Source organism: Subtercola frigoramans, assembly GCF_016907385.1.
In the GTDB taxonomy this organism is placed as follows: Bacteria; Actinomycetota; Actinomycetes; order Actinomycetales; family Microbacteriaceae; genus Subtercola; species Subtercola frigoramans.
Genome location: NZ_JAFBBU010000001.1, coordinates 296,148 through 321,035, shown reverse-complemented (window position 1 = coordinate 321,035; position 24,888 = coordinate 296,148). Strand labels below are relative to the sequence as shown.

Here is a 24,888-nt window from a genome sequence, read left to right as displayed (position 1 = left end):
GGTGCGCTACTTTCCGAGAGTCGCCTGCTGGGCTCCCGGCATCTGGGCCGAGAGGTAGACGTCGCCAGGAAGGGACTTGTCACACTGCACGCCGTGAGGCTGCTGGCTGACAGAGTCTTCGAAGATCGGGCCCTTGAACGAATCGTCGGTCGGGATCTCGCCGCCGGTCGCTTTCGCGACCGCATAGTCGACTGCCAGGCGAACGTTGTCGTTACCTGTCGCCACCGTCATCAGCTTGAAGTCGGGGTTCGCCGCGTGGTTGTCTTCCCAGAAGCAGCTCAGGGAGTTGCCGTCAGAGGTGGCCAGGGCCGGAATCGAGCGGCCGCTCTGCGGGAACAGAGGAAGCGAACTGACGAGGGTCGGGCCGAAGTCAGAGACGATGACGTCGATCTTCGGGTACTTGGCGATGTCGGCCGTCAGCAGCTGCTGCGTGAGCGTCGGGTCCCAGTTGGTGGGCTGGAACGGGGTCTCACCGATGAAGGTGTACGTGCTACCGAGAACCTTCGACATGGCGTTGTACTCGTCGGTGCTCTGGCTGTTTCCCGCCGGGCCACCGAGGAAGAGGATGTTTCCGCCAGCAGGGACGTTCTTCTGGATCCAGTTCGCCCAGTTCGTGCCGTCGTTCGTGAAGTCGTCACCGATCCACTTGTCGAAATTGACACCGGCCTGTCCACCTGGGTCGACGCGGTACGGCACCGTGACAACACCGGCCGTGTAGGCGGAGGTGAGTGCCGGGAGAACCGCTTTACCGGCATCCGGGAACACGACCATCGCGTTGACGCCACTGGCGACCATGCCCTTGATGTCGGAGCTCGCCTTCTCGGTCGAGCCCTGGCCGTCTGCGTAGGTGAACTTCGTGACGCTCGGGCACTTCGAGGCCTCGTCTTTACCCGAGGCCGTCGTGACGAGACGCCAGCTGTTGCCGCCGAAGCCGTCGAGCAGGGCGAACGAGATGGGCTTGGTGCCGCACCACGAGGGTGCGCCTTCGACGTGGGTGACTGCGCCGGCGGCGGCGCTGCTGCCGCCGCTCGCTGCGCCGCCCGCGGTTCCGCATCCGGTCAGGATGAGGGCCGCTGCCGCTGCCAGGGCGGCAACGGATGCAAATTTGGTGCGAGGTTTCATTTTCTTCCTCCAATGTGGGCGTGACGCCTCTGTCACGCTCCGGCCTGTCGACCGAAGTTCTTAGGTGTTAGATCGCGCCTGCAGGAACAGGTGCGCGGGTAGTGCGTGAGAAACGGGCGAAGACGGCTCTCCAGTTGACGGTGTAGAGCGAGACGCCCACCCCGAGCGCGGCAGCCTGAACAAGGGTCTGGATGGCCGTGGAGACGCCGAGCGTGATGACGAACTGTGTGAGCTGCTGCAGGAACACCGCTGCGATGACCGTTGCGAGCGGAAAGCCCCGCCCGCCGAGGAGCGAGGTACCACCGAGCACGACGACCGCCACAGACGGGAGCAGGAACTTGTCGCCTTCGAAAGCAGAGGGCTGCGCGGTGATGCCAGCGATCATGACCCCGGCCAGGCAGTACAGGAGCTGGGCCCACACGTAGGCGAGCGTGCGATGGCTGCTCACACGCAGCCCGATGGCGCGGCCGGCCTCCGGGTTCGCGCCGACCGCCTCGAAGCGACGGCCGGCCACTGTCTTCTTCACCAACAGTGTGACGACGAGCAGCACTCCGATGGCGAAGAACACCGAATTGGGAATGCCGAGCGTCTGTCCGCCGGAGATCGTCTGCATCAGCTTGGTGGTGATGCGGGGCCTGCCGCCCGAGATCGCGAGGTCTGCACCGTACAACAGCGCATTGGTGCCGAGTGTCGCAATGATCGGGTTGAGACCCAGTCTGCCGATCATGAGACCGTTGGCGAAGCCGGCCAGCACGGCGAATGTCGCCGCGAGCGCGATCGCCGGAATCAGCAGTGCATCGTTGCCGTCGGGATTGTGGGTGACGATCACAGCGGTCAGTGAGATCATGCCCGGCACAGAGAGGTCGATGCCGCCCTGCTGCACCACGAGCATCTGGCCGAGGCCCGCGACCGCGAGCACACAGGCGATCGGGAGCATGCCAGACAGCGAGGTCCCCGAGATGCTCGAAGGCGCAAGAACCCCGCTGATCACGAACAGAAGCACGGTTGCGCTGCCGACGGTGATCAGACCCTTCGAGACGGTGAATCGTGCACTCGTCAGTCGTGGTGCGTCGCGCGTCATTGCGTCAGCCATGATTTCTCCTGGGTTGCCACTCGCCTACTGCGGTGTTCGAGCGAATGTTCACTGTCACTGTACAAAGTCTTCGTCGCGTTCACAAGAGCAGAACGAGAATCATCGGCCAGACGTGATGAGAATCTGCTCATCAGGCAGCAGACGGGGCCAGCACAGCCGTCAGCAGAGCAGCGTTGGCCGGCTGTTCCTTCAGTTCGCCCGCCTCGATCCGCCGGGCGACCTCGACGGTCACGGTGTTCGCCGTGGTGTCGACCCCGAAACGCCGTCCGAGCTCGACGACAAGCCCGTTGATCTCGTGGACTTCACTGCGCCGTCCCTTGATCCAGTCCTGCAACACGGTGGTCTTGGTGTCGGGAAGGGAGTACCGCTCGAGCACCGCATTCAGCAGCGAGTTGCCATAGCTGTGGGAGTCGTTCAGATCGAGATTCTGCAGTCCGAAGATGGGCACGAGCTCGATGCCGGAGGCCACAGCCACGTCAGCGGCTTCACGGCAGACCTGCAGCATGAACTCATGCATGCGCGGAACCTCGACGACGTCGGCCAGGGGCATCCCGAGGATGGCCGACGGCACCAGCTCGCCGGCATTCACGATCAGCTTGCCCCACTTTGCGGCGCGAACCTTCTCGTACACCTGCACGGTGCCCGCGTGACCGAGAACATCGGCGATCTCGTGCTCCCTGCCGCGGGCTGACTCATCGTAGGCACCGAGCGCGAACCACGAACCGCTCGGCGGGGTCTGTCGGTTGACCACACCCGGCTCATACATATTGCCGGCCACCTCGATGACCGCCCCGATGGTTCGCTCCGGGCCGACGATGTCTGCGATGTCGTCGAGCGACATGCCGTTCTGCAGGCCGACCACGAGGCCGTCGGGAGCGACCAGCGGCTTGATCAGCTCGCAGGCCCACCGGGTGTCGTAGGCCTTCACCAGCACAAAGACGATGTCGAAGTGTCGCCGTTGCTGCGCGACCTCGTAGAGGTGGATCGCCGTGACCGGAGTGACGACGGTCTCGGCGGGCATCTGCACGCGGATTCCCTTCGTGCGCATCGCTTCGACGTGGGCCGGCCACTGTTCGATGAACGTCACGTCGAGCCCCGCCCGCGTGAGGTCTGCGGCGATGGCGGCACCGTTCGCACCGGTTCCAACGAAGGCGATTCTCTTGGGGGGCATGCGCGTACTCCTGTGTACTCGATGATGGGCTGTGCGGAACCCGGTCTCAGCCGGAGAGAACCACGGATTTGAATGTATACCAAAGACGCACAGATGTTAAGCTCAACTACACACCGTTATCAAATTGTGTACGTGCAGCCCGAGTTGTCGGCGCGCACTCCCAGCCTCCCCGCTCTTCGAAAGGCACACCCATGGCAGACATCGCATTCCTCGGACTCGGCACCATGGGATCGGTCATGGCGAAGAGGCTCATCGAGGCAGGTCATACCGTCCACGTGTGGAACCGGTCGGCTGCCGCCGTGCACGAGCTTGTCGCCCACGGCGCGGTGGCCGCAGCATCCATTGACGAAGCCCTACAGGCCGGTATCGTGATCTCGATCCTGGCGAACGACGCGGCATGTGAGAGCGTCTTCACCGCGGCAGTGCTCGCAACCGCGCCACCGGATGCCCTGCACATCAACATGGCGACCGTGAGCGTCGAGGCCGCCGACCGTCTCGCCGAGCGGCACGCGAGCGCCTCGGTGGCCTACGTCGCTGCGCCCGTTCTGGGTCGACCGCCCGTCGCAGCGGCGGGGCAGCTCAACATCGTCGCCGGCGGAGCCGAGAAGGACATCAACCGTGCACAGCCCTTCCTCGACGTGCTCGGAAAGACGACGTGGCGCGTGGGGGCCCGGCCGAGCACGGCGAACCTGGTGAAGATCGGGGTCAACTACAACCTCATCCATACCCTGCAGGCCCTGGGTGAATCGATCAACCTCGTCGAACGCGGCGGGGTCGACGGCCAGACCTTCGTGAACATTCTCACCGATGCGGCCTACACCGGCAGCGCCTACACCGGGTATGGCCGGGCCATTGCTGCGCGCGACTACAACCCATCGTTCACCGTCGCGCTCGGGCTCAAAGATCTCAGGCTCACCGAGCAGGCTGCCGCAGGGAATGGGGCATCGCTGCCGACCGCAGCTGTGCTGCACGAGCTCTTCGATGCAGCCCTGGCCGACCCCGAGATCGCCGACCGTGACTGGTCGGCGATCGCCGAGATCACGCGGAGCCGTTCGTCCTGACGCGCCCGGCACGGGGTCGGGCCTGTGCGGCCGGCACGGGAACAAGACCGTGCCGGCCGCACTGCGGTACTCGCGCCCCTCGCAGAGCTAGATGAGGATGCTCAAAGGGTTCTCGATGCGCCGCACGAACGCTGCCAGCCACTGTGCCGCGAGCGCCCCGTCGAGTACTCGGTGATCGGCCGACATCGTGACCGTCATCACCGTGGCAACAGCGAGCTCGCCGTCGACGACGACCGGCAGCGGCCGAGCCCGACCGACGGCCAGGATCGCCGACTGCGGCGGATTGATGATGGCAGAGAACTCCGTGACGCCGTACATGCCGAGGTTCGACACCGCGAAGCTGCCTCCCTCGAGTTCGTGCTGCTTCAATCGCCCCGCGCGGGCGCGTTCGGCGAGCTCGACGACCGTTCTCGACACCTCGCTGAGCGCCATCTTCTCGACCGACCGCAACACCGGCGTGACCAGCCCGCCGTCGATCGACACAGCGACCGACATGTCGACGGTGGAGTACCGCCGTATGGCATTCTCTCCCCAGGTCGCGTTGGCCTCTGGCACGTCGGTGAACGCGGCTGCAGCGGCCTTCAGCACGAAGTCGTTGACCGAGATCTTCACCGGTGACGCCTCATTCACTCGCGCCCGCAGCTCGAGCAGGGCATCCACAGTGCAATCGGCGACGAGGTAGAAGTGCGGCACCGTCGACTTGCTCTCGGTGAGGCGCCTGGCGATGGCCCGGCGCATTCCGGTGTGCGGGATCTCCTCGTACGCCCCGGCCGGTGCAGCTGGCGCTGGTGCAGCCACCACTGGAGCCGCAGGAGCGGGAGTAGCCACGGCGGTAGCAGGGGCGGCGGGCGCAGCAACGACAGCGGCGGGAGCAGCCGGCGCAGCCACAGCGACCGGAAGAGCAACCGCAACCGCAGCCTGTTCAGCACTCGGCTCAGTAACGGCCCCGGCCACGGCGGCGACCTGAGTCGTGGCAAGACCGTCGATGTCGCGGCGTACGATGCGCCCGCCTGGCCCAGACCCTCTGACCTGGGACAGGTCGAGACCGCGTTCCCTCGCGAGACGGCGAACGATGGGACTCACAAAGAGGCGCCCCCCCGCGGCGCCGGGCCTCACCGCAGCATCATCGGCTACTTCGGCAGAGTCGGCTGTCGCCCGGGCATCCGGAGCTGAAGGCGGCAAGACCGTCGGCAGGCCCTCGAGCGCCGGCGTCTCGACCTCTGGAGCGGTCTCGGGCTCGGGTGGTTCAGCTGCCGTGGACGAAGGAGCAGCAGCCGCGGGAGACGAGATTATTGGCGCTGCGGTCGCCGGCTGCTCGCCCACCTCACCCACGACGGCGATCGGCTCACCGACAGCGATCGAGTCACCCTCTGCCACGAGCAGCTCGAGCACGGTGCCGCCGGTCTCAGCCGCATACTCCACGACCGCCTTCTCGGTCTCGACCTCGGCCAGCGGCGACCCGACAGCGATCTGGTCTCCCAGTTTCACCAGCCAGGTCTGAATCGACGCCTCGCTCGTATTGGCCAGAACCTCTGGCATGCGGATGATCGTCGACATCAGTTCGCTCCCATTCCGCGCCGAACACGCTCGAGGCCCTCGACCACTTCTTCGGTGCGCGCGATCGCGGCACGCTCCAACACCCGCGAGATGCTCGGGCTGGCTTCGCCACCGGTCACCCGCTCGATCGGCTGGTCGAGATAGTCGAAGAACCGCCGTTGCAGCTCATCGGCGAGCCAGCCGCCATACGAGGTGCCCTGCGCGCCCTGCTCCACGATCAGCACCGCGTTCGTCTTGCGAATGCTCTCTCCGAGTGTCTCCCAGTCGATGGATGCCCGGTCGAGCCAGCGCAGATCGATCACTTCAGCGTCGATCCCGGTCAGCTCCACCGCTTCGAGTGCATGACGCACCATCGACAGGTAGCTGATGACCGTCACGTCGTTGCCCTCGCGGCGCACACCGGCCTTGCCGAACGGCAGCTGGTAGTCGAGGTCTCCCGCAGGGATCCCGTCGAGCTGCGAGTAGAGGTCGACGTGTTCGATCACGAGCACGGGATCCTGCAGCGCCAGGGCCGCGTTCATCAACCCGATGTAGTCGGCCGCCGTCGAAGGGGCGACGATACGCCAGCCGGGGCTCGTGGCGAAGATGCCCGCCGGGTCCATCAGGTGCTGCGAGCCGTAGCCCGAGCCCATCGCTATCTTGGTCCGCAAGACCAGCGGAACCGGGTTCACCCCGCCGAACATGTGGCGGGCCTTGCCGATCTGATTGAAGACCTGGTCGGCAGCCACCCACATGAAGTCGGGGTACATGAACTCCACCACCGGCCGGTAGCGCCCATCGAGCGCCATTCCCCCGCCGAGACCGGCGAACGCGTTCTCCGAGATGGGGGTGCCGAGCACGCGGTCGTCGAACTCCTTCTTGAGGTTCTTCGTTGCGCCGTTCGTACCTCCGGCGAGCTTGTGCACGTCTTCGCCGAGCACCACGATCCGGTCATCCTGTTCCATGCGCCGGCGCATCACGCCCGAGACGGCATCGACGAATTTCGAGGTCACGAGTTCACCGGTGTAGTCGAGGGGGTCGAGGGTTCGGGCATCCGCCAGCTCACTGGTGTCGCCACGCACGCCCACGTTCACAAAATCGGTGTCGGGCCAGAGTTCCGGCCGGATGCGCCGTTTGCCCTGCGCCTCGGGGTCGGCCTCGACGAGCTCGGCGACAGCCTTCTTCATGGCGGCCTGGGCCTGGGCGCGCACGCTGGCCACGCCGGCCTGGTCGATCTGGCCGAGGGTGATCATCTCCTTCGCGACTCGCTCGAGCGGGTCGCGCGCGCGCCAGGTCGCCTCTTCGTCTTTGGAGCGATACCCGAAGGCACTGCCCGGGTACGGCCCATTCTGATGGAAGAAGCGGTAGACCTCGGCCTCGATCACAGCCGGGCCGCCGCCCGAACGCATGACCTGCTCGGCCATCTGAGTGACGAGGTGAACGGCGAGGGGGTCCATTCCGTCGACGCGGAAGGAGGGGATGCCGAAGCCGAGCCCTCGCGCCGAGAGCCGCGGCTCACCCGTCGACTCGGCCACGCTCGTCGAGACGGCGTACCCGTTGTTCTCGATGAAGAAGGCGAACGGCAGCTTCCACGCCGAGGCGAGGTTCATCGTCTCGAGCACCGAGCCGATGTTCACGGCGCCGTCCCCGAAGTAGCTGATCGTCACGTCGGTGGTCTTCGCGTGCTTCTGCGCCCAGGCATTGCCCGCACCGAGCGGCACGCCACCGCCCACGATCGCGTTGGTGCCGAGCGCGCCCGCTTCGAACCACTGCAGGTGCATCGAGCCACCGCGACCGGCGCAGTAGCCCTGCGCGAGGCCCAGAATCTCGGCGAGCGTCTTCTGCAGCACGGTCTGCACCTCGTCGGTCACGAGGTTCGCGAGATCGAACGAGGAGCCGGTGACGTGCGTCAACGCCTTCGCCAGAAACTGGTGGTGGCCGCGGTGAGAACCGTTGATCGCATCAGTCGAGCGCAGACCCACGATCGAGCCGACCGCCCCGCCCTCCTGGCCGATGCTCGAATGGGCGGGCCCGTGAACGAGGCTCTCGCCCGCGAGCTCGAGCACGGTCTCCTCGAACGCGCGGATGAGATGCAGTTCGGCCAGCATGGCGGCCAGAAGCTGGGGGTCGGCGGCCTTCCAGTCGGCTGCCGTGGTGGTGACCTGAATCCATGGCTGTGCTGGATCCAATCGGCGCTGTTTGGGCATCGTCCCTCTCTCCATTGACTGGGTCTGCGGGCACGCGGCGCCGCAGTACTGAAAGAATACGCACAGATTGAATCCAATTACAACGCCAATTGGACAAATCGCTGGCGAAACATGCGGATATCGGCAAAGATGGATCCAACCACTGACAAAGGAGTCCCGAATGGCACTGCCCGGCCTGCGCGGCACCGAGCACATCGGTTTCACCGTTCCGGACCTCGACGAAGCCGATCGATTCTTCGTCGACATCCTCGGCGCCGAGCGCGTCTACTCCCTCGGCCCGTTCGAGCATGAGCAGGGCGACTGGATGCTCGAACACCTGAACGTGCATCCGCGCACCGTCATGCGCAGGCTCACCTTCTACCGGGTCGGCACGGGCGTGAATTTCGAAGTCTTCGAGTACGAAGCGGCCGACGGCGCCCTGCCGCAGCCGCGCAACAGCGACATCGGCGGGCACCACCTGGCCTTCTACGTCGACGACCTCGACGCCGCCGTCGCCTACCTGCGAGCCAACGGCGTCCGGGTGTTGGGTGATCCGACCGAGTCCCGCAATGCAAGCGAAGGGCAGCGATGGGTGTATTTTCTGAGTCCATGGGGCATGCAGTTCGAGCTGGTGAGCTACCCGAACGGCAAGGCCTACGAACGCGACTCCCCCGTCGTGCTCTGGCACCCCGCCAGGCCGGCCGAATAGCCCGCTCCCTCCACCGACCGCAACCCCGAGAGGCGCACTCATGCCCACAGTCGCACGTGATGGAATCGCCAGCTCCCGCATTGCCGGGTCACTGCGCGAAGCCATTCTGCGCGGTGAGATCACCCCGGGCGAGCGCATTCGCCAGGAACAGATCGCAGCAGACCACGACGCGAGCCGGCTGCCGGTGCGCGAGGCGTTACGGATGCTCGAATCAGAGGGCCTCGTCACCCTGGTCGCCAACACCGGGGCCTGGGTCTCGCACGTGAGCCTCGCCGAGTGCGACGAGCTGTACCAGATGCGCGAGCGCATCGAGCCGCTGCTGCTCGGGTACAGCATCCCGAATCTCGACGAGGCGACGATCGCACACCTCGATGCGCTGGCCGTCGAGATGGCGAGTACGCACGACGTCTCGCAGTTTCTGCAGCTCGACCGCGAGTTTCACCTCACGAGCTATTCGGGCGCATCGACCCTGATGCTCGGTGACACCGTCAACCGGCTGTGGAACATGACCCAGCACTACCGCCGCGCGTACTCGATGCGGCTCGATCGCGACAGCAACCGCATCGTGCACGACGAGCACCACATGATCGTGCGAGCGATCGAACTGCGCGATTCCGATGACGCGGGGCGCGTGCTGCTCGGCCACATCCGTCGCACACGGCTCGAACTCGCCCGGCACCCCGAGATCTTCGAACTCGGCTGAACAGACGCACGGGCATCCGAACTCTCAGCCTTACCCCACGACCGAACAGCCAACACTGACAGCCAGATAAGAGGAACACCATGGCCATCGCAACAATCAACCCCACAACCGGTGTGACCGAGCAGACCTTCGAGCCGCATGACGCCGCCGAGATCGAACGGCGCATCGCCCTCGCCGACGCTGCGTACCGTGCGCTGCGCCTCACCTCTTTCACCCAGCGGGCCGAATGGATGCGCGCCGCCGCCGATCTCATCGAACAGGAGGTCGACGACGTCGCGCGGTTGCTCACGCTCGAGATGGGCAAGCCGCTCGCGCAGGCGAAAGGCGAGACGCTGAAGTGCGCCAAGAACATGCGGTTCTACGCCGACAACGCAGAGGGCTTTCTCGCCTACGAAGCTCTCGAGAACCCGGCCGCGGTGAACGCCTCCCGGGCAGGTGCGCGCTACGAGCCGCTCGGTGTCGTGCTCGCCGTGATGCCCTGGAACTACCCGCTCTGGCAGGTCGTTCGCTTCGCCGCACCCGCCCTGATGGCCGGCAACACCGGTCTGCTCAAGCACGCCTCGAACGTTCCGCAGTCGGCGCTCTACCTCGGCTCGCTCTTCGAACGCGCCGGCTTTCCCGACGGCTCGTTCGCCACCCTGCTGATCGGTTCGGCAGAGGTCGAGGCCGTGCTCGACGACTGGCGCGTCAAGGCCGTCACTCTCACCGGCTCCGAGCCCGCTGGCCGCTCGGTCGCCTCCATCGCCGGCCGCAACATCAAGAAGGCCGTGCTCGAACTCGGCGGCTCCGACCCGTTCATCGTGATGCCGAGCGCCGACCTCGAGAAGGCCGTCGCCACTGCCGTCACCGCGCGCACCCAGAACAACGGGCAGTCCTGCATCGCCGCGAAGAGGTTCATCGTGCACACCGAGATCTATGACGCCTTCACCCGGCTCTTCACCGAGCAGATGGCCGCCCTCGTGATCGGTGATCCGTTCGACGCGGCCACCCAGGTAGGGCCTCTCGCCACCAAGTCGGGGCGCGACGATCTCGCCGAGCTCGTCGATGATGCGAGGATGAACGGGGCGAGCATCCTCACCGGTGGCACCACCCCCGACGGCGCAGGCTGGTTCTACCCGCCGACCGTCATCGCCGACCTGCACGACGGCATGCGGCTCGTGCTCGAGGAGGCGTTCGGCCCCGTCGCAACGCTCTACCGTGCCGACACCCGCGAAGAGGCCGCGCGCATCGCCAACCAGACCACCTTCGGGCTGAGCTCGGCGCTCTGGACGACCGACGCCGACGACGAGCAGTTCTTCGTCGACGAGCTCGACGCGGGCGCCGTGTTCATCAACGGCATGACCGTCTCGTATCCCGAGCTGCCGTTCGGCGGCATCAAGGACTCGGGCTACGGGCGCGAACTGGCGGCGGCGGGCATCCGCGAGTTCTGCAATCTGAAGACGGTCTGGAAGGCATAGGCCGGGGTTACCAGGAATAGCTACCGGCGAGTCGACGCCCTTTCACTCGGGGCTGTTTCGTACCGGACGTGTAGCCGAGCATTCGCAATTTGAGCCGCAATCGCTTTCACGATCAGTGCCCAGGCCCTGTCAGGACGTAGTAGATCACGTGCATCGATGGGCCTCTGTGGGATGCTGTGGGGTTGCGAAACTCTTTCGGTTTTTGCAGCGGAACCCGGTTCGGGAGCGAAGATTGTTGGACACGTTTTCCAACGAAAGGGGCGCGCAATGAGGCGGCCGTACACTCGCATTTCTCATCCATCGATCGGAGGCCCGTCTCCCATCGGCTCTCCTCGTCTCCTGGCACAGAAGGTTGTGACGATCTTCGGGTTGGGGGCGGCTCTCGTCAGCATCGCTCTCGTGGGAGCTCCATCTGCACAGGCCTACGCTCCAACACCAGGGATTGTCTATTCGCCGAGTGCGGCGGAGGCCGCTCAGGCGAATAAGGGCAACGCTGTTGTCTATCCGAAGGCGGCATCGCTTCCCAGTGGGCGCCTCGTCGCGGCATTCGAACGAAGCATCGGTGACCCTGTGGGCCAAACCATGCCGATCTACAAGAGTGATGACTTCGGTACGTCGTGGCAGAAGCTGACGGATCTCGCATCGCCGGCGACGTTGACAAAGGGAACACCCAGAGAATCCGCGTTTGCGAAGTACACCAGCAACTGGACCAATCCATATCTCTATGTCCTCCCCCAGGATCTCGGTTCCCTGAAGGCGGGAACGCTCCTTCTTGCAAGCGTCGTCTCCGGCGATGACGCCTACTACAGGGAGCAGAAGGCCGCGAACCCGAACTGGACTCCCACACAGGACGGCGACCGCAAAGACGTCGCAATCGCGTTGTACGCAGACACGTCAGGCTCGGGATCGTCCTGGCAATTCCTCAACATCATCGCAACCGGCGGGTGGGAAGGGTCCTATGGCTCCCTGCACGCAAATGAGAACACGTACGCGCAGAACGATCCCGTGTGGGAGCCGTACTTGATGGTCTACAACAGCCAGCTCATTGCCTACTATTCCGATGAGAACGAGTATGCGAGCTACGACACCACTACCGGAAAGCTGACCGCCGACCCCACGAATGCTACCGCTACAGACCCCGTCACCCAGATTCTCGTACACAAGACTTGGTCCGGTGGTACGACTGATGCGTGGAGTGAAGCGACCGTGGATGTGGCCGACAAGGTCGCCGGAAGCTCTTCCGCTGGTCGCCCCGGCATGACGACCGTGGTTCCTACAACCGACGGAAAATGGCTCATGACCTTCGAGCAGGGCGGTGCGCGGGTTTCGGACAGTCCTCTCAGATTCTGGGACAAACCGAACATCGCCCTGCGGACTGCGGCAGGACAATCGATCCATAACGGTGGCTCACCGGTTCTCATCAGTGTTCCGCGGCCGAACGGCACATGGGAGATCGTGTTCAACAACGACGAAAACGCCAATGGAGGTGACGTGTACGTGAACGAGACCGGATCCAGCACTGGCGCCTGGACGCGTATGCGAACGTCTATAGGTCAGGGCTACAGCAGGAATCTGACCTACGTTCCCCAGACCGGGAGAGTCGCGATCCTTCGCGGCACCTTCGGTTACGCACAACCCATCGGATTCGGGGAAGTCGATCTCGGCAACTCGGTCGGCCTGTACTACCAACTCGTAAACCGGAAGACGGGCGATGTTCTCGGCACGGCGAACACGTCGCAGGACAGCGATTTCAGTGGGGCACGGGTGGTCAGCGAGGCGTCCGGCTCAGCGACGAACTCGAACACCCAATTTTGGCACCTCACCGACAAGGGCAACGGAAAGACCACGCTGCTCAACAAGTCGGGAGGCAGAGCGCTCGGAATCTGGCAAAACAGCACATCCGCCGGCGCGGAACTCGCGCTATGGAACGATGACAACAACGGTGACAAACTCTGGAACGTTCTCGACAACGCAGACGGCACGATCCGGCTCCAGTCCTCGACCAACACCACCCTCTACGCGGGCGCCGGAGTCCGCGGAACGACGCTCACGCTGCAGGCAGCGACGAGCGACGGATCCGAGGATTGGAAGCTGGTCCCTCTCGAAAGCCCATCGACGTTCAAAGGCGCCGCATCGGGGCGTTGCCTTGACGTTCCAAATGGCGCGACAGGGTCGCAGGTGCAGGTCTACGACTGTGTCGGCAATGCGAACCAGGTCATCACACCGACCCGCAGCGGCGAACTCCGCGTTGCCGGCGGATGCCTCGGGGCCGAGGCCGACAGTACCTCGCCCGGCACACGGGTGATTCTCTGGAGCTGCAACGGGAACGCCAGCCAGAAGTGGGATCTTCGAGCCGACGGTTCGATAGCAAGCCGGCTGAGCGGGCTCGTTCTGAATGCGAGTGGAACGACAAACGGTGCGTCGGTGAGTCTCGCCCTCACCACGAGCGCATCAAACCAACTCTGGAGTCGCAACTGACTTTCGGGACCACGATTGCGCTGTCCTCGACGGGTCACGACGGGGGCAGCGCACCTTTCTCACGAGTAGTCACGGAGATAGGCTCGGTGACGGAGGCGGCCGGTCCGCTGACTAGTGGAAGTCGAAATGTCAATCCTTACTCATATAACGAGCTGGTCATTCGACGGGTTGGGTAGAGGTTTGATCCGCGAAGTCGAAACACAATCGCACACGTGGGCCCGTTGATTCGATCTCGACCCTTGTCGAGTTAGTTTGTGAAGCGTGCGGGGTGGTGCGCAGGTTGCCGGCTCTCGGCATGAGCAACACTGTGGTTGATGGCCTCAGCCAGGCAGCCTCTGACCGCAGTTCGACGTCGCAGCTCAGGGTGCTCGGTGACCAGCGTAGTTCGTGAATGACAGCTCCGCCTCGGGCTGTAAGCCCATTAGCGGCTCCCGCCTCCCACAGCAATGGCAGCGCCGGTAGGAGGTGGATGGTCGAAGTCGTAGAGGCGACGAGCATTGCAGCGATTACAGCGGGTAATGCTCCTGACGCATCGAGATTGAAGATCGATCCTGCGTCGTGGGTTGACACCATGGCGTGTGTGAAATGATCGAGCGCGAGCCAGTACGCGCATTGGGCGGCTGTCTCGCCATCGCCGAGTGCCGCTGCGGCGAGGGCGATTGAGCTGAGTCCGAAAGCCATTTCTTGGTGGCCCGGGGGGCCATGCGGGGCCTCGGCTCGCCAGGCGGCTTTCGCTCGCACTGTAGCCTGTGCCGCCGCGCGTAGTTCCGGGCGCTCGAATGCTTCATCCGGTTCATGCCAGAGGCCATGCAGCTGTGAGGCATGGCGGTGCTCGAGGCGCTCAGGCACAGAGGCCCCCCATTCGGCGAGCGTCGCGTCGCCAGCGATCCGGTACGGGGGCAGGGCTGATCTGGCCGATGTCCATTGCTCTGCACGTTGCTCGTCCCCGCGTAGTCCCGCCAGCCATGCTCCGACGCGGAGACCGTCGCGGAGAGCGCCGATGTCGGCGGTCGAGTCAATGGACAGCGGGTTATCGCTTCCCCCCGGTGTGTTCTCAGGTGAGTAAGAGGGCGAAAGATGTCCGTCGCCGTCCGCGACCACAGCGAGACCGAAGGTCAGGATCTCGACGGCGTATTCCCATAGCCACTCGTCGATAATCGATCGGTCGCCTGTAACTTGGACGTAGTCTGCCGCCATGCGCAACAACCAGTTGCCGTGACCGATCCAGAACTGGTGTGGAAAGTCGCGGTTAAAGTGGTTTGCGTGCCCGTGGGTGCTCAGTCTGGCTGGAAGCATCATTCCGGGTACGCCGTAGATTGCGCGCGCGTTGGAGCGAAAATCTTCCGGGAATTGCCGGATCATTCGGAACAGCGATCGCATCAGGGAGGGATTTCCGGTCCACAACACACTCGCCAGCGTGCCGAGCTGAACGTTGCCGTTCATAGTGTAGTCGGCAGACCAGGCGGGTGACCACGTGCCCTGCCATACTCCCTGAAGGGTGGGAGGCAGTGCTCCGCACGACGCGATGATATTGCGTCGCCCTGCCGCGTACCCGAGCTCGAGCATTTGGTGCACTGCGGCCCTCACGCCTGCATGCGCATCGCCGAAGACCGACTCGACATGATCGCAGGTGCTCGCCCCGAGCAGGCTGAACGACGATGAAGCAAGCGACTCCGTGGACACAGGGTCGACGTATCGTGGGCCTGCCCCATCTGTCGTCACGTCAACGCGGAACGAGAGCCGTTCTCCCGGGTCGAGGGTGACCCGCCAGCCGGTCCCGGTGGGCGCCAATCGACGCGTCGAGGTGACTTCAACGCGCGCGGTGATATCGGTCTCGGGTGCGTAACCGGCGGCCGAGATGGCAGCCGAGAGAGATGTCGAGCTTACTGAGCATGTCGTAGCCACAAAGCGGGAGTAGTCGAGGGTTTCCACCGTGTCCGCTCCCGCACGACGCTCCGAAACCTGTTCCAGAGTCAGGATGCCCGTCAGAGCGGTGTCGCTGGAAAGTTCGATATCGAAAAATTCGGCACCATGTGTGGCGTCGACGCGGATACCTGTCCACCCTGAACCTGATTTCCAGCGGATCTCCGCGCCGAGGTCGTCGGTGCGGAGGACTCGTTGGTAGTCGGAGAAGCCGGACAGGTCGGGTTGCCAGCTCAGCTGGGCAATCGGGCCGAGCGGGTCAGTCCAGACGAGTTCTTCCGGGTTCATCCCCAACTCGACGAGGCGCTGCTCGATTGCGTCTGCGGCTGCTTTCTCATCTCCTTCTGCCAGCGCGAGACGCGCTTGGGGCAGAGCCGGCGCGAGGTCCGGCGCTGGCCGGCGGGAATTTGCGGGCACGAAGAAGCGTTCGTGACTGAGAACAATGACATGCCGGGACGGTTCTCCGTAGACCAGTGCACCGACGACTCCGGTGCCCGCGATGGCCCCCGTTTCCCAACTGGACGCCAGCGTGGAGCTCCAGACCGTCAAAGGGATTCTGCCAACACCGTCGATGTGGCCGTTGTCGACATGGTTCGGGTGTGGTCAACGAATCGGGTAGGCCCAGTGAGCTGCACGACTGCCGCCTCACGTGAATCGCCGGCGTTCTCAGCCACGAGGAGCAGCACCTCGCCGGGATCGATCCGGCGCCGCAGATCCCGTCCGGTGTAGGCGAACAGATCTGAGCTGACGACGAATTGGATCTCAGAAGACGCTCCCGCTTCAAGTGCCACCCTCGTGAAGCCGATCAGCTGGCGCACCGGCCGAGTGACCTCCGCGACCGGGTCGCTCATGTAGAGCTGGGGAACAGCGACGGCGTGACGGCTTCCGGTGTTCCGCACGATGGCGGACACGATGACCTCGCCATGGGTCGCGATAACCGCGGCTGACACGGTGGTCGACGAGATTTCCATCGTTGAGTAACTCAGCCCGAATCCGAACGGGAAGGCGGGTGTGGGATCGATGTTGCTGACTCCGTCGCTTCGGAGAGCGAGGGGCGGGGCCAGGTAAGTGCCCGGCTGCGCCGATGCGTCTCCGGGGATCTGCACGGGAAGGCGCCCACTCGGGTTAACCCTGCCTGACAGGACACCGGCGATCGCGCCGGCTCCCTCCTGGCCGGGCAGGAACGCTTGAACAGCAGCCTTCGATCTCTCGACGTACCCTCCGATCGCATACGGGCGTCCGGAGAGTGTCACTAGAACGACCTTGGTGCCAGTCGCGAGGATTCGGTCGACAAGCACACTCTGCACTCCTGGGAGATCCAGGCTGGTGACGTCGCAGCCCTCGCCCGAGGTACCGTGGCCGAACATTCCCGAACGATCGCCCACAGCGAGGATGACGATGTCTGCGGAACGGGCAGTCGCCTCGGCGTCGGCGATTCCCGACTCATCTGGTTCAAGAACGGGGACACCAGGGGCAAAGTCGACGTGGGCGCCAGGAAACTCGGTGCGTATTGCATCAAGCAGCGTTGGTGCTTCCAGTCCCAGGCCTGCCTCTGGAAAGTTCGGCAGTACGTGGTTCGGAAAGGCGTAGCACCCGAAAAGGCTCGCGCTTTCGTTAGCGACAGGGCCGATGACAGCGATCCGTAGGGGTGATTGCAACGGGAGGATACCCTGCGGATTGTGGAGAAGAACAACAGACTCTTCGGCGACTGCGCGGGCGACGAGGCGGTTGTGATCGGAGTCCAATGAGACCCAGGCCGCTTCCGCCGCAGCCCAGTCGGGATCGAGAAGCCCAAGTTCAACCTTCTGGGTGAGTACGCGAAGAACTGCCCTGTCGACCACGTCCCGACCGGCGAGCTCGGCGGCCTCGGCGGTGAAGCCGACCGTGTGGGGCAGTTCGACGTCGATTCCTGCGGTGAGTGCCAGGGCCCCGGCCTCTGCGTTTGTCGCGACGATGCGGTGCATCGAGAGGAGGAAGGGAACGGCCCAATAGTCGGAGACCACGGTTCCAGCGAATCCCCACTCGTTGCGGAGGAGGTCCGTGAAGAGCGCGGAATCGCTTGCGGCAGGAACGCCGTCGAGATCTGTATACGAGTTCATCACCGAACAGGCGCCGGCATGCACGATGGCTTGTTCGAATGGCCGGAGCAGGACATCCCTCAGTTCGCGCTGCCCGACAGAAACGGGCGCGTGATTTCGGCCGCCGCGCGATGCCGCGTAACCGACGAAATGCTTCAGGGTTGCAATGACACCCTCCGATTGGAGCCCGGTGACGTAGGATGCCGCGATCTGTGAGACGAGATACGGATCCTCTCCCATCGTCTCTTCCACCCGGCCCCAGCGATAGTCGCGCACGACATCGAGAACGGGTGAGAGGCCCTGGTGGACCCCGACGGCGTGCATGTCCCGACCGATGTTCTGCGCCATGCGTTCGACGATTCCCGGGTCGAAGGTTGCAGCCCAAGCGAGTGATGTGGGGTAAATCGTCGCCTTCCAAGCGGTGAACCCGGTCAGGCACTCCTCGTGAACAATCGCTGGGATTCCGAATCGATTGGCCGAGACGACTTGGCGCTGAAGGTCGGCGAGTCGCAGCATGCCGTCGTGGGGTTCGATCGGTGCCGTGCCGAAGGGCCGGGTGAGGTGTCCGATCCCGTCGACGATTGCTTCATCGAAAGGTGCTGCAAGTTGGTGGCTATCCTGGAGTGGCGCAACCGCCTCCTCGAGGTTCTCCGAACCGGGCCACGTGCTGCCAAGCTGCTGAAGCTTCTCGGGGAAAGTCATCTGCGAAAGCAGTGCTGAAGCACGGTCGTGGGCAGTGAGCCCGCGGTCGTGCCAAACCTCACTGGGCGCAATTTGATCGTCGATGCTGGTCATTTGTTGCCTTTCAGTGGAACAGCGGCGGTGGACTCTCGAATCACCAGGGAGGTCGCCATCTCGATCCGCTTCGTAGCCAGGGACTCTCCTCCGGCGAGCCGGAACAGCGTCGATACGGCTTGTCGCCCGATGTCCGCGATCGGCTGGTGCACTGTGGTGAGAGGAGGAGACGAAGCGGCAGCCAGCACAGTGTCATCGAATCCCACCACGCTGAGCTGAGTCGGTACATGTATCCCGGCCTGCCGGGCCGCCTCGATGACGCCCATCGCAGTGATGTCGCTCCCTGCGAATATCGCAGTCGGGCGAGGCGATTGGCTCAGGAGCTGGGTGGCCGCTTGCAACCCGTGCGCATACGTGTAGGAGTGTTTGAGCACTGACCGAACGTCGACGACGATTCCCTCCTCGGCCATAGCTGCTGACCAACCGTGGATCCGGACGTTGTCACAAGCAGCGCCGACCGGGCCACCGATGTAGGCGATACGTCGGTGGCCCAGGTCCAGCAGATGGCGGGTTGCGGCGTAACCGCCCGCCCAGTTCGTCGCGCCGATACTGGGCGTCGAAGTGCGGGGGACGTCAATCGGATCGACGAGCACCATAGGAAGACCCACTCCTCGGAGTGCGAGCTCGCGTGCCTGCGAGTACCCGCTGGTCAGCTCAATCACGCCCGTACGACCAGCCTTCGCCAGTGATCTGGCCCACTCGCGCTCCGAATCGCGGGGGATCTCGACCGATCGGATCACGAGCCCGGCTCCGAGTAGGCCAGCCGACTCGAGAGCTCCGCCGAGAAAAGTTGCGAGGTACGGATTGGACACGTCTGCCGGTTGCACCAGCAACTCGATAGATACCTCAGCACCGGCGTGCTGTGCGGCCTGCCTTTGTCCCATGCTTACGTAACCAAGCCGGTCGATGGCCTCGCGCACCCGAGTTCTCGTCTCGTCGCCAATACCCGCACGATCGTTCAGCACTTTGGAGACCGTCCCAACGGAGACTCCGCTCACTTTGGCGACCGCATTCATCGTTGTGCGGTGGCCGCCCCCCGGTTCAGCCATCGATGCCGCAGCTGTCTGCACTGAGGATTCCCTGTTGCTGGGAAAACTTCATTGTCAATCCAGTCCTCACTGATCTGGCCCATTCACGAAAGATCGTGAATGTCGCGAAACTTTTACTTTTTGGAGTCTGTGTAGTGAAGGATCCAGACTGCCCATCGGACATGCTCATTTCGACCACATCCCCAGAAATATATATCCCGCCGACTCCAGATGGGGTCAATATGCTCACGAAAAAGTTTCGGTGAAACAGGGAGTGTTATTGAGGCGAGCGCGAGCTATGTTCGTCGAGGATCGTTCCACCACGGAGTGATTCTCTGCACCAAAAGTTGCCGCCCACAATTGCTCTGTCCTTTCGGCGGCGTCGCAGTTACAGTCAAATTCGATATTCGAAAGGCGTTCAATGAAGAACTCATCAAGGCGCGGCATGCGTCTTCTCAGCGCAACGGCCATCGTGGCCGCAGCAGCGGTTCTCGCTGGCTGCTCGGCCGGGGGCGCGCCATCCAGCAGTGCCACACCGAAGCCGAACCTCAGCCGTCCCGCAAACGAGATCCATATCTACGCGCTCGGCGACGCCGCAGCAGCGGTTGAGCAGGCCGCAGCCGATCGCTTCAACAAGACCTCCGAAGTCAAAGTCATCGTAGACAAGGGCAGCAGCGCCGGCGTGGACTATGCCGCGAATGTCCGCTCCAGTCTCGGAACCTCCACCGCCCCCGACATTTTCATGTCGTACGGGGCTGCGGGGATCAAGCCCTACATTTCAGCAAACGCACTGTACCCCCTCGATGACTTCATCGCCCAGGATCCGAAGCTTAAGAGCTCGTTCCTGCCCTCGGTGTTCAACGAGGAGGTCGTCGACGGAAAATCGTACGGCGTCCCTATGCGCGGTGTCGGCCCGGTCGTTCTCTACTACAACAAGACCGTTCTCGATCAAGCAGGACTGAAGCCCCCGACCACCTACAACGACCTGCTCGGTCAGATCGACAAGCTGAAGTCAGCAGGCGTGACGCCGATCGCCCTCGGCGGCGCTGACAAGTGGCCGACTCTGATGTGGTACGAGTATTTCTACACGCGGGAAGTCGGCAACGCAGACGTCTCCAAGGCGTTGGCCGGCGACAGCTCCATCTGGGGGAGCGATGCTTCCAAGAAGGCCCTCGCAGATATTCGTGGCCTGGTCGACAGTGGAGCCTTCGGCACCAATTACCAATCGGTACACTACGCGAACGACGGGTCCCCGAAACTGCTTAGTTCAGGCAAGGCGGCGTACGAGCTGATGGGCAACTGGAACTACGGCACCATCGCAGGCGATGACCCCGGTTTTGCAACGACCAACCTCGGTTGGACGACATTCCCCACCGTCGGCGGGAGCAATGTAGACGACCTCGCTGGAAACCTGAGCAACTACTACAACGTGGCTGCAGATACCCGGTACCCCGACACGGTTGCTAAGTTCTTGGCCGCGCTCTATGGTGACGACTTCGTCAAGGGCGAACTCGCCATCGGCAACCTGCCCCCCACTACGAGCGCAGGATCGCTGATCGACAGCACTCCGGGACTGACCCCGTCAGCGCAGTCTTTCCTGCAGTTCCAGCTGGGCATCATCACCAAAGCGCCGAGCTTTCAGTTGTCGTGGGACCAGTCCGTGTCCACGGCGTCAGCAGCTCCAATGCTGAATGCGATGACGTCGTACTTCAGTGGCGACTCTGACGAGGCGTCATTCATCTCAGCGATGCAGGCGCTCAAGAACTGACCGCCAAGCAAACACCGTAACAATGATTCAAAAATGAAAGGTGGTCGAAGATGACCAGTTCATCCGTCGTCGAGAAATTGGCGGTGACTCGGGCACCTTCACGACCCCGGCGCCGGGGTGGCCTGCCACAGGTGGGCCGCCCCGGAATCGGGTGGGCGATGCCGGCGTTCCTGTTCTTCGGGCTATTCGCTCTGGTTCCGTTGGCATTCGGCGTCTATCTCTCGTTCACGTCCTACGAGGGAATCCGGCTCGTGCCCCCGACCTGGATTGGCCTGGACAACTGGGTCAGGCTATTCAAGGATCCGCAGGTTCTTCAGAGCCTGACGGTGACCCTGATTCTGGTGCTACTTGCCGTCGTTACACAGACCCCGCTGTCGATCCTCATCGGAGTCTGGGCAGCTGGGAACCAGCGCGGTCGTGCGATCGTCGTTGCGATCTACTTCGTCCCGCTTCTCATGTCCACGGCCGCCGTCACGGTACTCTGGGCGTCGATGCTCGACCCCAACTTCGGCATCCCGGCCGCTCTGCCCTGGTTGTTCGGTGATGGCAACCTGCTCGGCAACCAATGGAGCGCACTCGGTGTGATCGCATTCATCTACCTCTGGGGCGCCACCCCTCTCCACACCCTCATCTACCAAGGCGCAGCGAGATCCATTCCGCGTACGATCTACCAGGCGGCAGAAATAGATGGTGCAGGCACGGTACGCCAGTTCTTCAGCATCACTCTTCCCCAGCTGAGGGCGACGATCGTGACCGACGTGATACTCATCGTGGTGGGCACATTCACCACCTTCGACCTCATCTTCATTCTGACCGGGGGTGGCCCGAACCAGAAGACGGCGATCCTTCCGTTCTTCATGTACGAACAGGGCTTCCAGGCCTTTGATATCGGCTACGGCAGCGCCGTCGCTATCGTGCTCGTCGTGATCTGTGGGGTCGTCTCCATCGCCATGGTGCGATTGACAGGATTCGAGAAAATGGAAAGCTCCCAGGAAGGCGTCTGATGCGCACCAAACCAAACTATTTCGCCGGCATTTTCGCCGGGATATGGCTGGCGATCATCATTTTGCCCGTCTACTTGATGCTCCGTGCGGCATTCGAAAGTAAGGCTGCATACGCGGGCGAAGGGCCTATCGGACTTCCGACGATGTTCACTCTTCAGAACTTCGCCGATGCCATCGGTCTCGGGTTCGGCAAATTCCTGCTCAACGCCGGAATCATCACCTTTGGAACAGTGGTCATTGTGTGCTTGGTGGTGCCGCCTCTAGCGTTCGCCATCGTGCGCAGCCGCAGTCGGCTCATCCGAACTGTATTCCGCACGATGCTCGTTGGACTGGCCATCCCCGCACAAGTCGTGGTACTGCCGGTGTACTACCTCATCTACCAGGTGGGTCTGTACGACACCTACCTCGGTGTGATCCTTCCGACGGCAGCTTTTGCGATCCCGATCTCGACCCTCATCCTTACTGGCGCGATGCGTGAAATATCGGGCGAGCTCTACGAAGCGATGGCGATCGACGGTGCAAACTCGTTCCGCACATTCGCCCGGCTGGTGATTCCGCTCTCACGCGGGGGGATAGCCACTATCATCGTCTTCACCATGTTGAACGCGTGGAACGGATTCCTGCTCCCGCTTGTGCTCACCCGCTCGCAGGACGTCATGGTCGCCACGGTAGGGCTGAGTCTGTTCCGACAGAATTACAGCACGAACATTCCGGGTCTGATGGCGGCGATCGTCCTGACCATCATCCCGATCTTCCTCGTCTACCTCTTCGCACGTCGATCGCTCATCTCCGGTCTCATGGGTGTGGGCGGAAAGTAGGGCTGACCCTCAACTTTCCGCCCGCCACGGGTGTGGCCAGATCAATCCGCGATGCTGCGAACTTCTCCTGTGCCTATCTGTTTTCGGCTACTTTGAGGTCACCCTCCCCACTCCGTACCTCATTCGCACGGGGTGGGGAGGGTCGGGTACGCGGCTTGGTGGCTGGATTCAGCGGTCACCACCTGCTTACGGGGCCCAGGGGGTGCTTACGATAAAGCTCACGTCATTGGCCCACTGGGTTGCTGTATCCCAGGGGTTTGCTCCACCGTTGCTTGCAATGTATATCTTTCCGTTGTAATGGCGGAGAAACTTGCCGGGATAGTTGTAAGACTGGAACGAGGTGCCCTGGCCATTCTGACCAGCTACCGGGCAGAAGGTGGCGTCAGCTCTGAATACGATGCTGCCGTCCATCGGTTGCCGCTGCACTGCGAAATTGTAGTGTCGAAGGAAGTCGCCGGGGAAGTATCGCGACTCGAGTGAGATGCACGATCCGCTCGCAAGCCCGGGCCGGACGATCCACGTGCTGTCGCTCTTGTCCAGGGCCGAACTCGTTGACGTGATGGGGGAGATGACGGCGACGTCGGCCAGGTGTCTGACGTAGTTGTCGGTGAATCCAGGCGTTGTCGCGCGGAGGGACATTTCTGAGTTGTTTGCAAGCGATCCCGAGACTCCAGTCGATGCGCCGTAACCGACAGCGACCACGTTCGACTGCACCGCGTTGTCGGCGGCGTCAGTGGGGTAGCCAGAAGTCATCACTCCTTCGAAGAACGAGCCGATCGATCCGTTGGAGTTGTCTCCACCGGTGCCGAGCACGATCCCGCCTTCCTGATGCATCGGGCTGTAGCCGGTAGCCGTGGGAAGGGCCCCGTTGTAGATGGTAGTGAGCGGTCCGGTCTGAGCGTTGCCGTCTTTCAGAGCGAAGCGGGTCTGTCCGTTGTTTTTTAGCAGAGCGGTGACGAATGGTGATGCGTCGCCGGTGTACGACCGATTCGTGGAATATCCGGCGCCTGAGGAGAAGAGACCGTTCTCGAGATCCGCTTGAACCCACGGACCGGGTCCGTTCTGCGCAAACCATGGTTCGGTGCCAAAGTTGATCGCGTCCATGTGACCGTTGCCCGTGTCTTTGTTGACGCGTTCAGTGTTTCCGTAGTCGAAGCAGCACGCCCCGTTCACGTGTGTGCCAGATGTCACCATGTACGCCCCTTCGGCGGCCCCGTTCTCTGCTGTGCCCGTGGCTGCATTATTGCGGTAGCCCATCTGTCCCGAGAACGACAGCCCGTACACCGCGTGTCCTCCCGCGATAACTGGCAGCGCGCCTGCGGGCACGCCCCGGTTGGCCGGCCCCGCGTCGCCGGCGGCCTCGATGGTCAAATCGTTGTGGCGCGTCGTCTGGTCATAGATCTTCGTGACTGTGCAGGTGGTGTTGCCGCAGAACGAATCTTGCACTGCGGCGTTGGCGTACCCTCCCGCGGCGAGAAGGCCAATGTCAGCGAGTGTGTTGTCGGATGCCCGCTGAACTTGGTAAAGCGGTCCGTTGTAGGTTCCGAACAGGGCGCGGGTGCTGCTGTGTGCAGCCACGCATGGAGTTCCGGCGTTGGCGTAGATGTCGCAAGGTAGCGAGGTAGCGGCCTGGGACGCCGCGGGTGCAATCGTTGCCAGCGCCCCAAACAAACCGACAATAGCCGCGACGGCAAAGACCCGTCGCGCCAGCCAACCGCGCCGAGGTGCGGAACGAGAGGGAACAATATCCATTTCATCTCTATTCTTCATTGAATGTGAGCGATCACTTTGAACAATCCTCTCGAAACGGATTTCTGTCAAGACCCGAAACAAATCGAGCGACTAGCAGGACAAATCAAGCCTGCCGTGATCAAATTGTTATCTTTAAGATCTTGTGCCACGGAATGTTAGCGTTCACAGTTAGTGAGCCAAAGGGCACCAACCGTGGCGGAGACGCC

General features: G+C 63.1%; 17 protein-coding genes. 8 read left to right on the top strand and 9 right to left on the bottom strand.

Going from position 1 to position 24,888, the window contains the following annotated elements; all coding sequences use genetic code 11:
- Positions 1 to 6 precede the first annotated feature (6 nt).
- From JOE66_RS01580 to JOE66_RS01570, 3 genes are all read right to left on the bottom strand, one after another.
- Entirely contained in the window at positions 7 to 1,122 is a 1,116-nt protein-coding gene (locus JOE66_RS01580) for a substrate-binding domain-containing protein (protein ID WP_205106405.1), read from the bottom strand.
- A gap of 67 nt (positions 1,123 to 1,189) precedes the next feature.
- Entirely contained in the window at positions 1,190 to 2,215 is a 1,026-nt protein-coding gene (locus tag JOE66_RS01575; protein ID WP_239518184.1) for an ABC transporter permease, read from the bottom strand.
- Between the two features lie 130 nt (positions 2,216 to 2,345).
- The gene (locus JOE66_RS01570) at positions 2,346 to 3,386 is read right to left on the bottom strand and encodes a ketopantoate reductase family protein (protein WP_205106404.1); all 1,041 of its coding nucleotides are present in this window, start codon (positions 3,384 to 3,386) and stop codon (positions 2,346 to 2,348) included.
- Positions 3,387 to 3,454: 68 nt separating this feature from the next.
- Between JOE66_RS01570 and JOE66_RS01565 the strand changes: the two genes are divergently transcribed.
- The gene (locus tag JOE66_RS01565) at positions 3,455 to 4,447 is read left to right on the top strand and encodes an NAD(P)-dependent oxidoreductase (RefSeq protein ID WP_275576805.1); all 993 of its coding nucleotides are present in this window, start codon (positions 3,455 to 3,457) and stop codon (positions 4,445 to 4,447) included.
- An 87-nt stretch (positions 4,448 to 4,534) separates the two neighbouring features.
- Here JOE66_RS01565 and JOE66_RS01560 read toward each other — a convergent pair whose 3' ends face one another.
- Both JOE66_RS01560 and JOE66_RS01555 read right to left on the bottom strand, forming a co-directional pair.
- Positions 4,535 to 6,004, bottom strand: a complete 1,470-nt coding sequence (locus tag JOE66_RS01560; RefSeq protein WP_205106402.1) for a dihydrolipoamide acetyltransferase family protein — start codon at positions 6,002 to 6,004, stop codon at positions 4,535 to 4,537.
- Complete coding sequence (locus JOE66_RS01555) at positions 6,004 to 8,190, bottom strand: alpha-ketoacid dehydrogenase subunit alpha/beta (RefSeq protein WP_205106401.1); 2,187 nt, start codon at positions 8,188 to 8,190, stop codon at positions 6,004 to 6,006. The genes JOE66_RS01560 and JOE66_RS01555 overlap by 1 nt, the downstream gene beginning before the upstream one ends.
- A 160-nt stretch (positions 8,191 to 8,350) precedes the next feature.
- Between JOE66_RS01555 and JOE66_RS01550 the strand changes: the two genes are divergently transcribed.
- The 4 genes from JOE66_RS01550 (at position 8,351) to JOE66_RS01535 (ending at position 13,516) form a co-directional block, all read left to right on the top strand.
- Positions 8,351 to 8,878: a VOC family protein gene (locus tag JOE66_RS01550; RefSeq protein ID WP_205106400.1), complete on the top strand. Its 528-nt coding sequence runs from the start codon at positions 8,351 to 8,353 to the stop codon at positions 8,876 to 8,878.
- A 40-nt stretch (positions 8,879 to 8,918) separates the two neighbouring features.
- A complete protein-coding gene (locus tag JOE66_RS01545; RefSeq protein ID WP_205106399.1) occupies positions 8,919 to 9,581 on the top strand; it encodes a GntR family transcriptional regulator in 663 nt (220 codons plus the stop codon).
- 80 nt (positions 9,582 to 9,661) lie between these two features.
- Positions 9,662 to 11,038 (top strand): NADP-dependent succinic semialdehyde dehydrogenase, encoded by a 1,377-nt coding sequence (locus JOE66_RS01540; RefSeq protein WP_205106398.1) that lies wholly within the window; start codon positions 9,662 to 9,664, stop codon positions 11,036 to 11,038.
- A gap of 267 nt (positions 11,039 to 11,305) precedes the next feature.
- Entirely contained in the window at positions 11,306 to 13,516 is a 2,211-nt protein-coding gene (locus tag JOE66_RS01535; protein WP_205106397.1) for an RICIN domain-containing protein, read from the top strand.
- A gap of 156 nt (positions 13,517 to 13,672) precedes the next feature.
- Here JOE66_RS01535 and JOE66_RS01530 read toward each other — a convergent pair whose 3' ends face one another.
- The 3 genes from JOE66_RS01530 to JOE66_RS01520 are packed head-to-tail and all read right to left on the bottom strand — an operon-like array spanning position 13,673 to position 19,382.
- Positions 13,673 to 15,988: a glycosyl hydrolase family 95 catalytic domain-containing protein gene (locus JOE66_RS01530; RefSeq protein WP_205106396.1), complete on the bottom strand. Its 2,316-nt coding sequence runs from the start codon at positions 15,986 to 15,988 to the stop codon at positions 13,673 to 13,675.
- Positions 15,985 to 18,312 (bottom strand): beta-glucosidase family protein, encoded by a 2,328-nt coding sequence (locus JOE66_RS01525; protein ID WP_205106395.1) that lies wholly within the window; start codon positions 18,310 to 18,312, stop codon positions 15,985 to 15,987. The genes JOE66_RS01530 and JOE66_RS01525 overlap by 4 nt, the downstream gene beginning before the upstream one ends.
- On the bottom strand, positions 18,309 to 19,382 hold the full coding sequence (locus tag JOE66_RS01520) for a LacI family DNA-binding transcriptional regulator (RefSeq protein ID WP_205106394.1): 1,074 nt from the start codon (positions 19,380 to 19,382) through the stop codon (positions 18,309 to 18,311). Before JOE66_RS01520 ends, JOE66_RS01525 begins: the two co-directional genes overlap by 4 nt.
- A 379-nt stretch (positions 19,383 to 19,761) precedes the next feature.
- On the opposite strand from JOE66_RS01520, the gene JOE66_RS01515 reads away from it, so the two are divergent.
- Genes JOE66_RS01515 through JOE66_RS01505 form a run of 3 tightly spaced genes read left to right on the top strand, consistent with a single transcriptional unit; the run spans position 19,762 to position 22,930 of the window.
- Positions 19,762 to 21,108, top strand: a complete 1,347-nt coding sequence (locus tag JOE66_RS01515) for an ABC transporter substrate-binding protein (RefSeq protein ID WP_205106393.1) — start codon at positions 19,762 to 19,764, stop codon at positions 21,106 to 21,108.
- Between the two features lie 50 nt (positions 21,109 to 21,158).
- A complete protein-coding gene (locus tag JOE66_RS01510; RefSeq protein WP_205106392.1) occupies positions 21,159 to 22,112 on the top strand; it encodes a carbohydrate ABC transporter permease in 954 nt (317 codons plus the stop codon).
- Positions 22,112 to 22,930, top strand: coding sequence for a carbohydrate ABC transporter permease (locus tag JOE66_RS01505; RefSeq protein WP_205106391.1), 819 nt, complete (start codon positions 22,112 to 22,114; stop codon positions 22,928 to 22,930). The genes JOE66_RS01510 and JOE66_RS01505 overlap by 1 nt, the downstream gene beginning before the upstream one ends.
- Before the next feature lie 186 nt (positions 22,931 to 23,116).
- Here JOE66_RS01505 and JOE66_RS01500 read toward each other — a convergent pair whose 3' ends face one another.
- Positions 23,117 to 24,751, bottom strand: a complete 1,635-nt coding sequence (locus JOE66_RS01500) for an alpha-L-arabinofuranosidase B (protein WP_205106390.1) — start codon at positions 24,749 to 24,751, stop codon at positions 23,117 to 23,119.
- Between the last annotated feature and the right edge of the window lie 137 nt (positions 24,752 to 24,888).

Coding starts and splice junctions, on each gene's coding strand:
- JOE66_RS01580 (WP_205106405.1), bottom strand. CDS start 1,122: ATGAAACCTCGCACCAAATTTGCATCCGTTGCCGCCCTGGCAGCGGCA.
- JOE66_RS01575 (WP_239518184.1), bottom strand. CDS start 2,215: ATGGCTGACGCAATGACGCGCGACGCACCACGACTGACGAGTGCACGA.
- JOE66_RS01570 (WP_205106404.1), bottom strand. CDS start 3,386: ATGCCCCCCAAGAGAATCGCCTTCGTTGGAACCGGTGCGAACGGTGCC.
- JOE66_RS01560 (WP_205106402.1), bottom strand. CDS start 6,004: ATGTCGACGATCATCCGCATGCCAGAGGTTCTGGCCAATACGAGCGAG.
- JOE66_RS01555 (WP_205106401.1), bottom strand. CDS start 8,190: ATGCCCAAACAGCGCCGATTGGATCCAGCACAGCCATGGATTCAGGTC.
- JOE66_RS01550 (WP_205106400.1), top strand. CDS start 8,351: ATGGCACTGCCCGGCCTGCGCGGCACCGAGCACATCGGTTTCACCGTT.
- JOE66_RS01545 (WP_205106399.1), top strand. CDS start 8,919: ATGCCCACAGTCGCACGTGATGGAATCGCCAGCTCCCGCATTGCCGGG.
- JOE66_RS01540 (WP_205106398.1), top strand. CDS start 9,662: ATGGCCATCGCAACAATCAACCCCACAACCGGTGTGACCGAGCAGACC.
- JOE66_RS01535 (WP_205106397.1), top strand. CDS start 11,306: ATGAGGCGGCCGTACACTCGCATTTCTCATCCATCGATCGGAGGCCCG.
- JOE66_RS01525 (WP_205106395.1), bottom strand. CDS start 18,312: ATGACCAGCATCGACGATCAAATTGCGCCCAGTGAGGTTTGGCACGAC.
- JOE66_RS01515 (WP_205106393.1), top strand. CDS start 19,762: ATGAAGAACTCATCAAGGCGCGGCATGCGTCTTCTCAGCGCAACGGCC.
- JOE66_RS01510 (WP_205106392.1), top strand. CDS start 21,159: ATGACCAGTTCATCCGTCGTCGAGAAATTGGCGGTGACTCGGGCACCT.
- JOE66_RS01505 (WP_205106391.1), top strand. CDS start 22,112: ATGCGCACCAAACCAAACTATTTCGCCGGCATTTTCGCCGGGATATGG.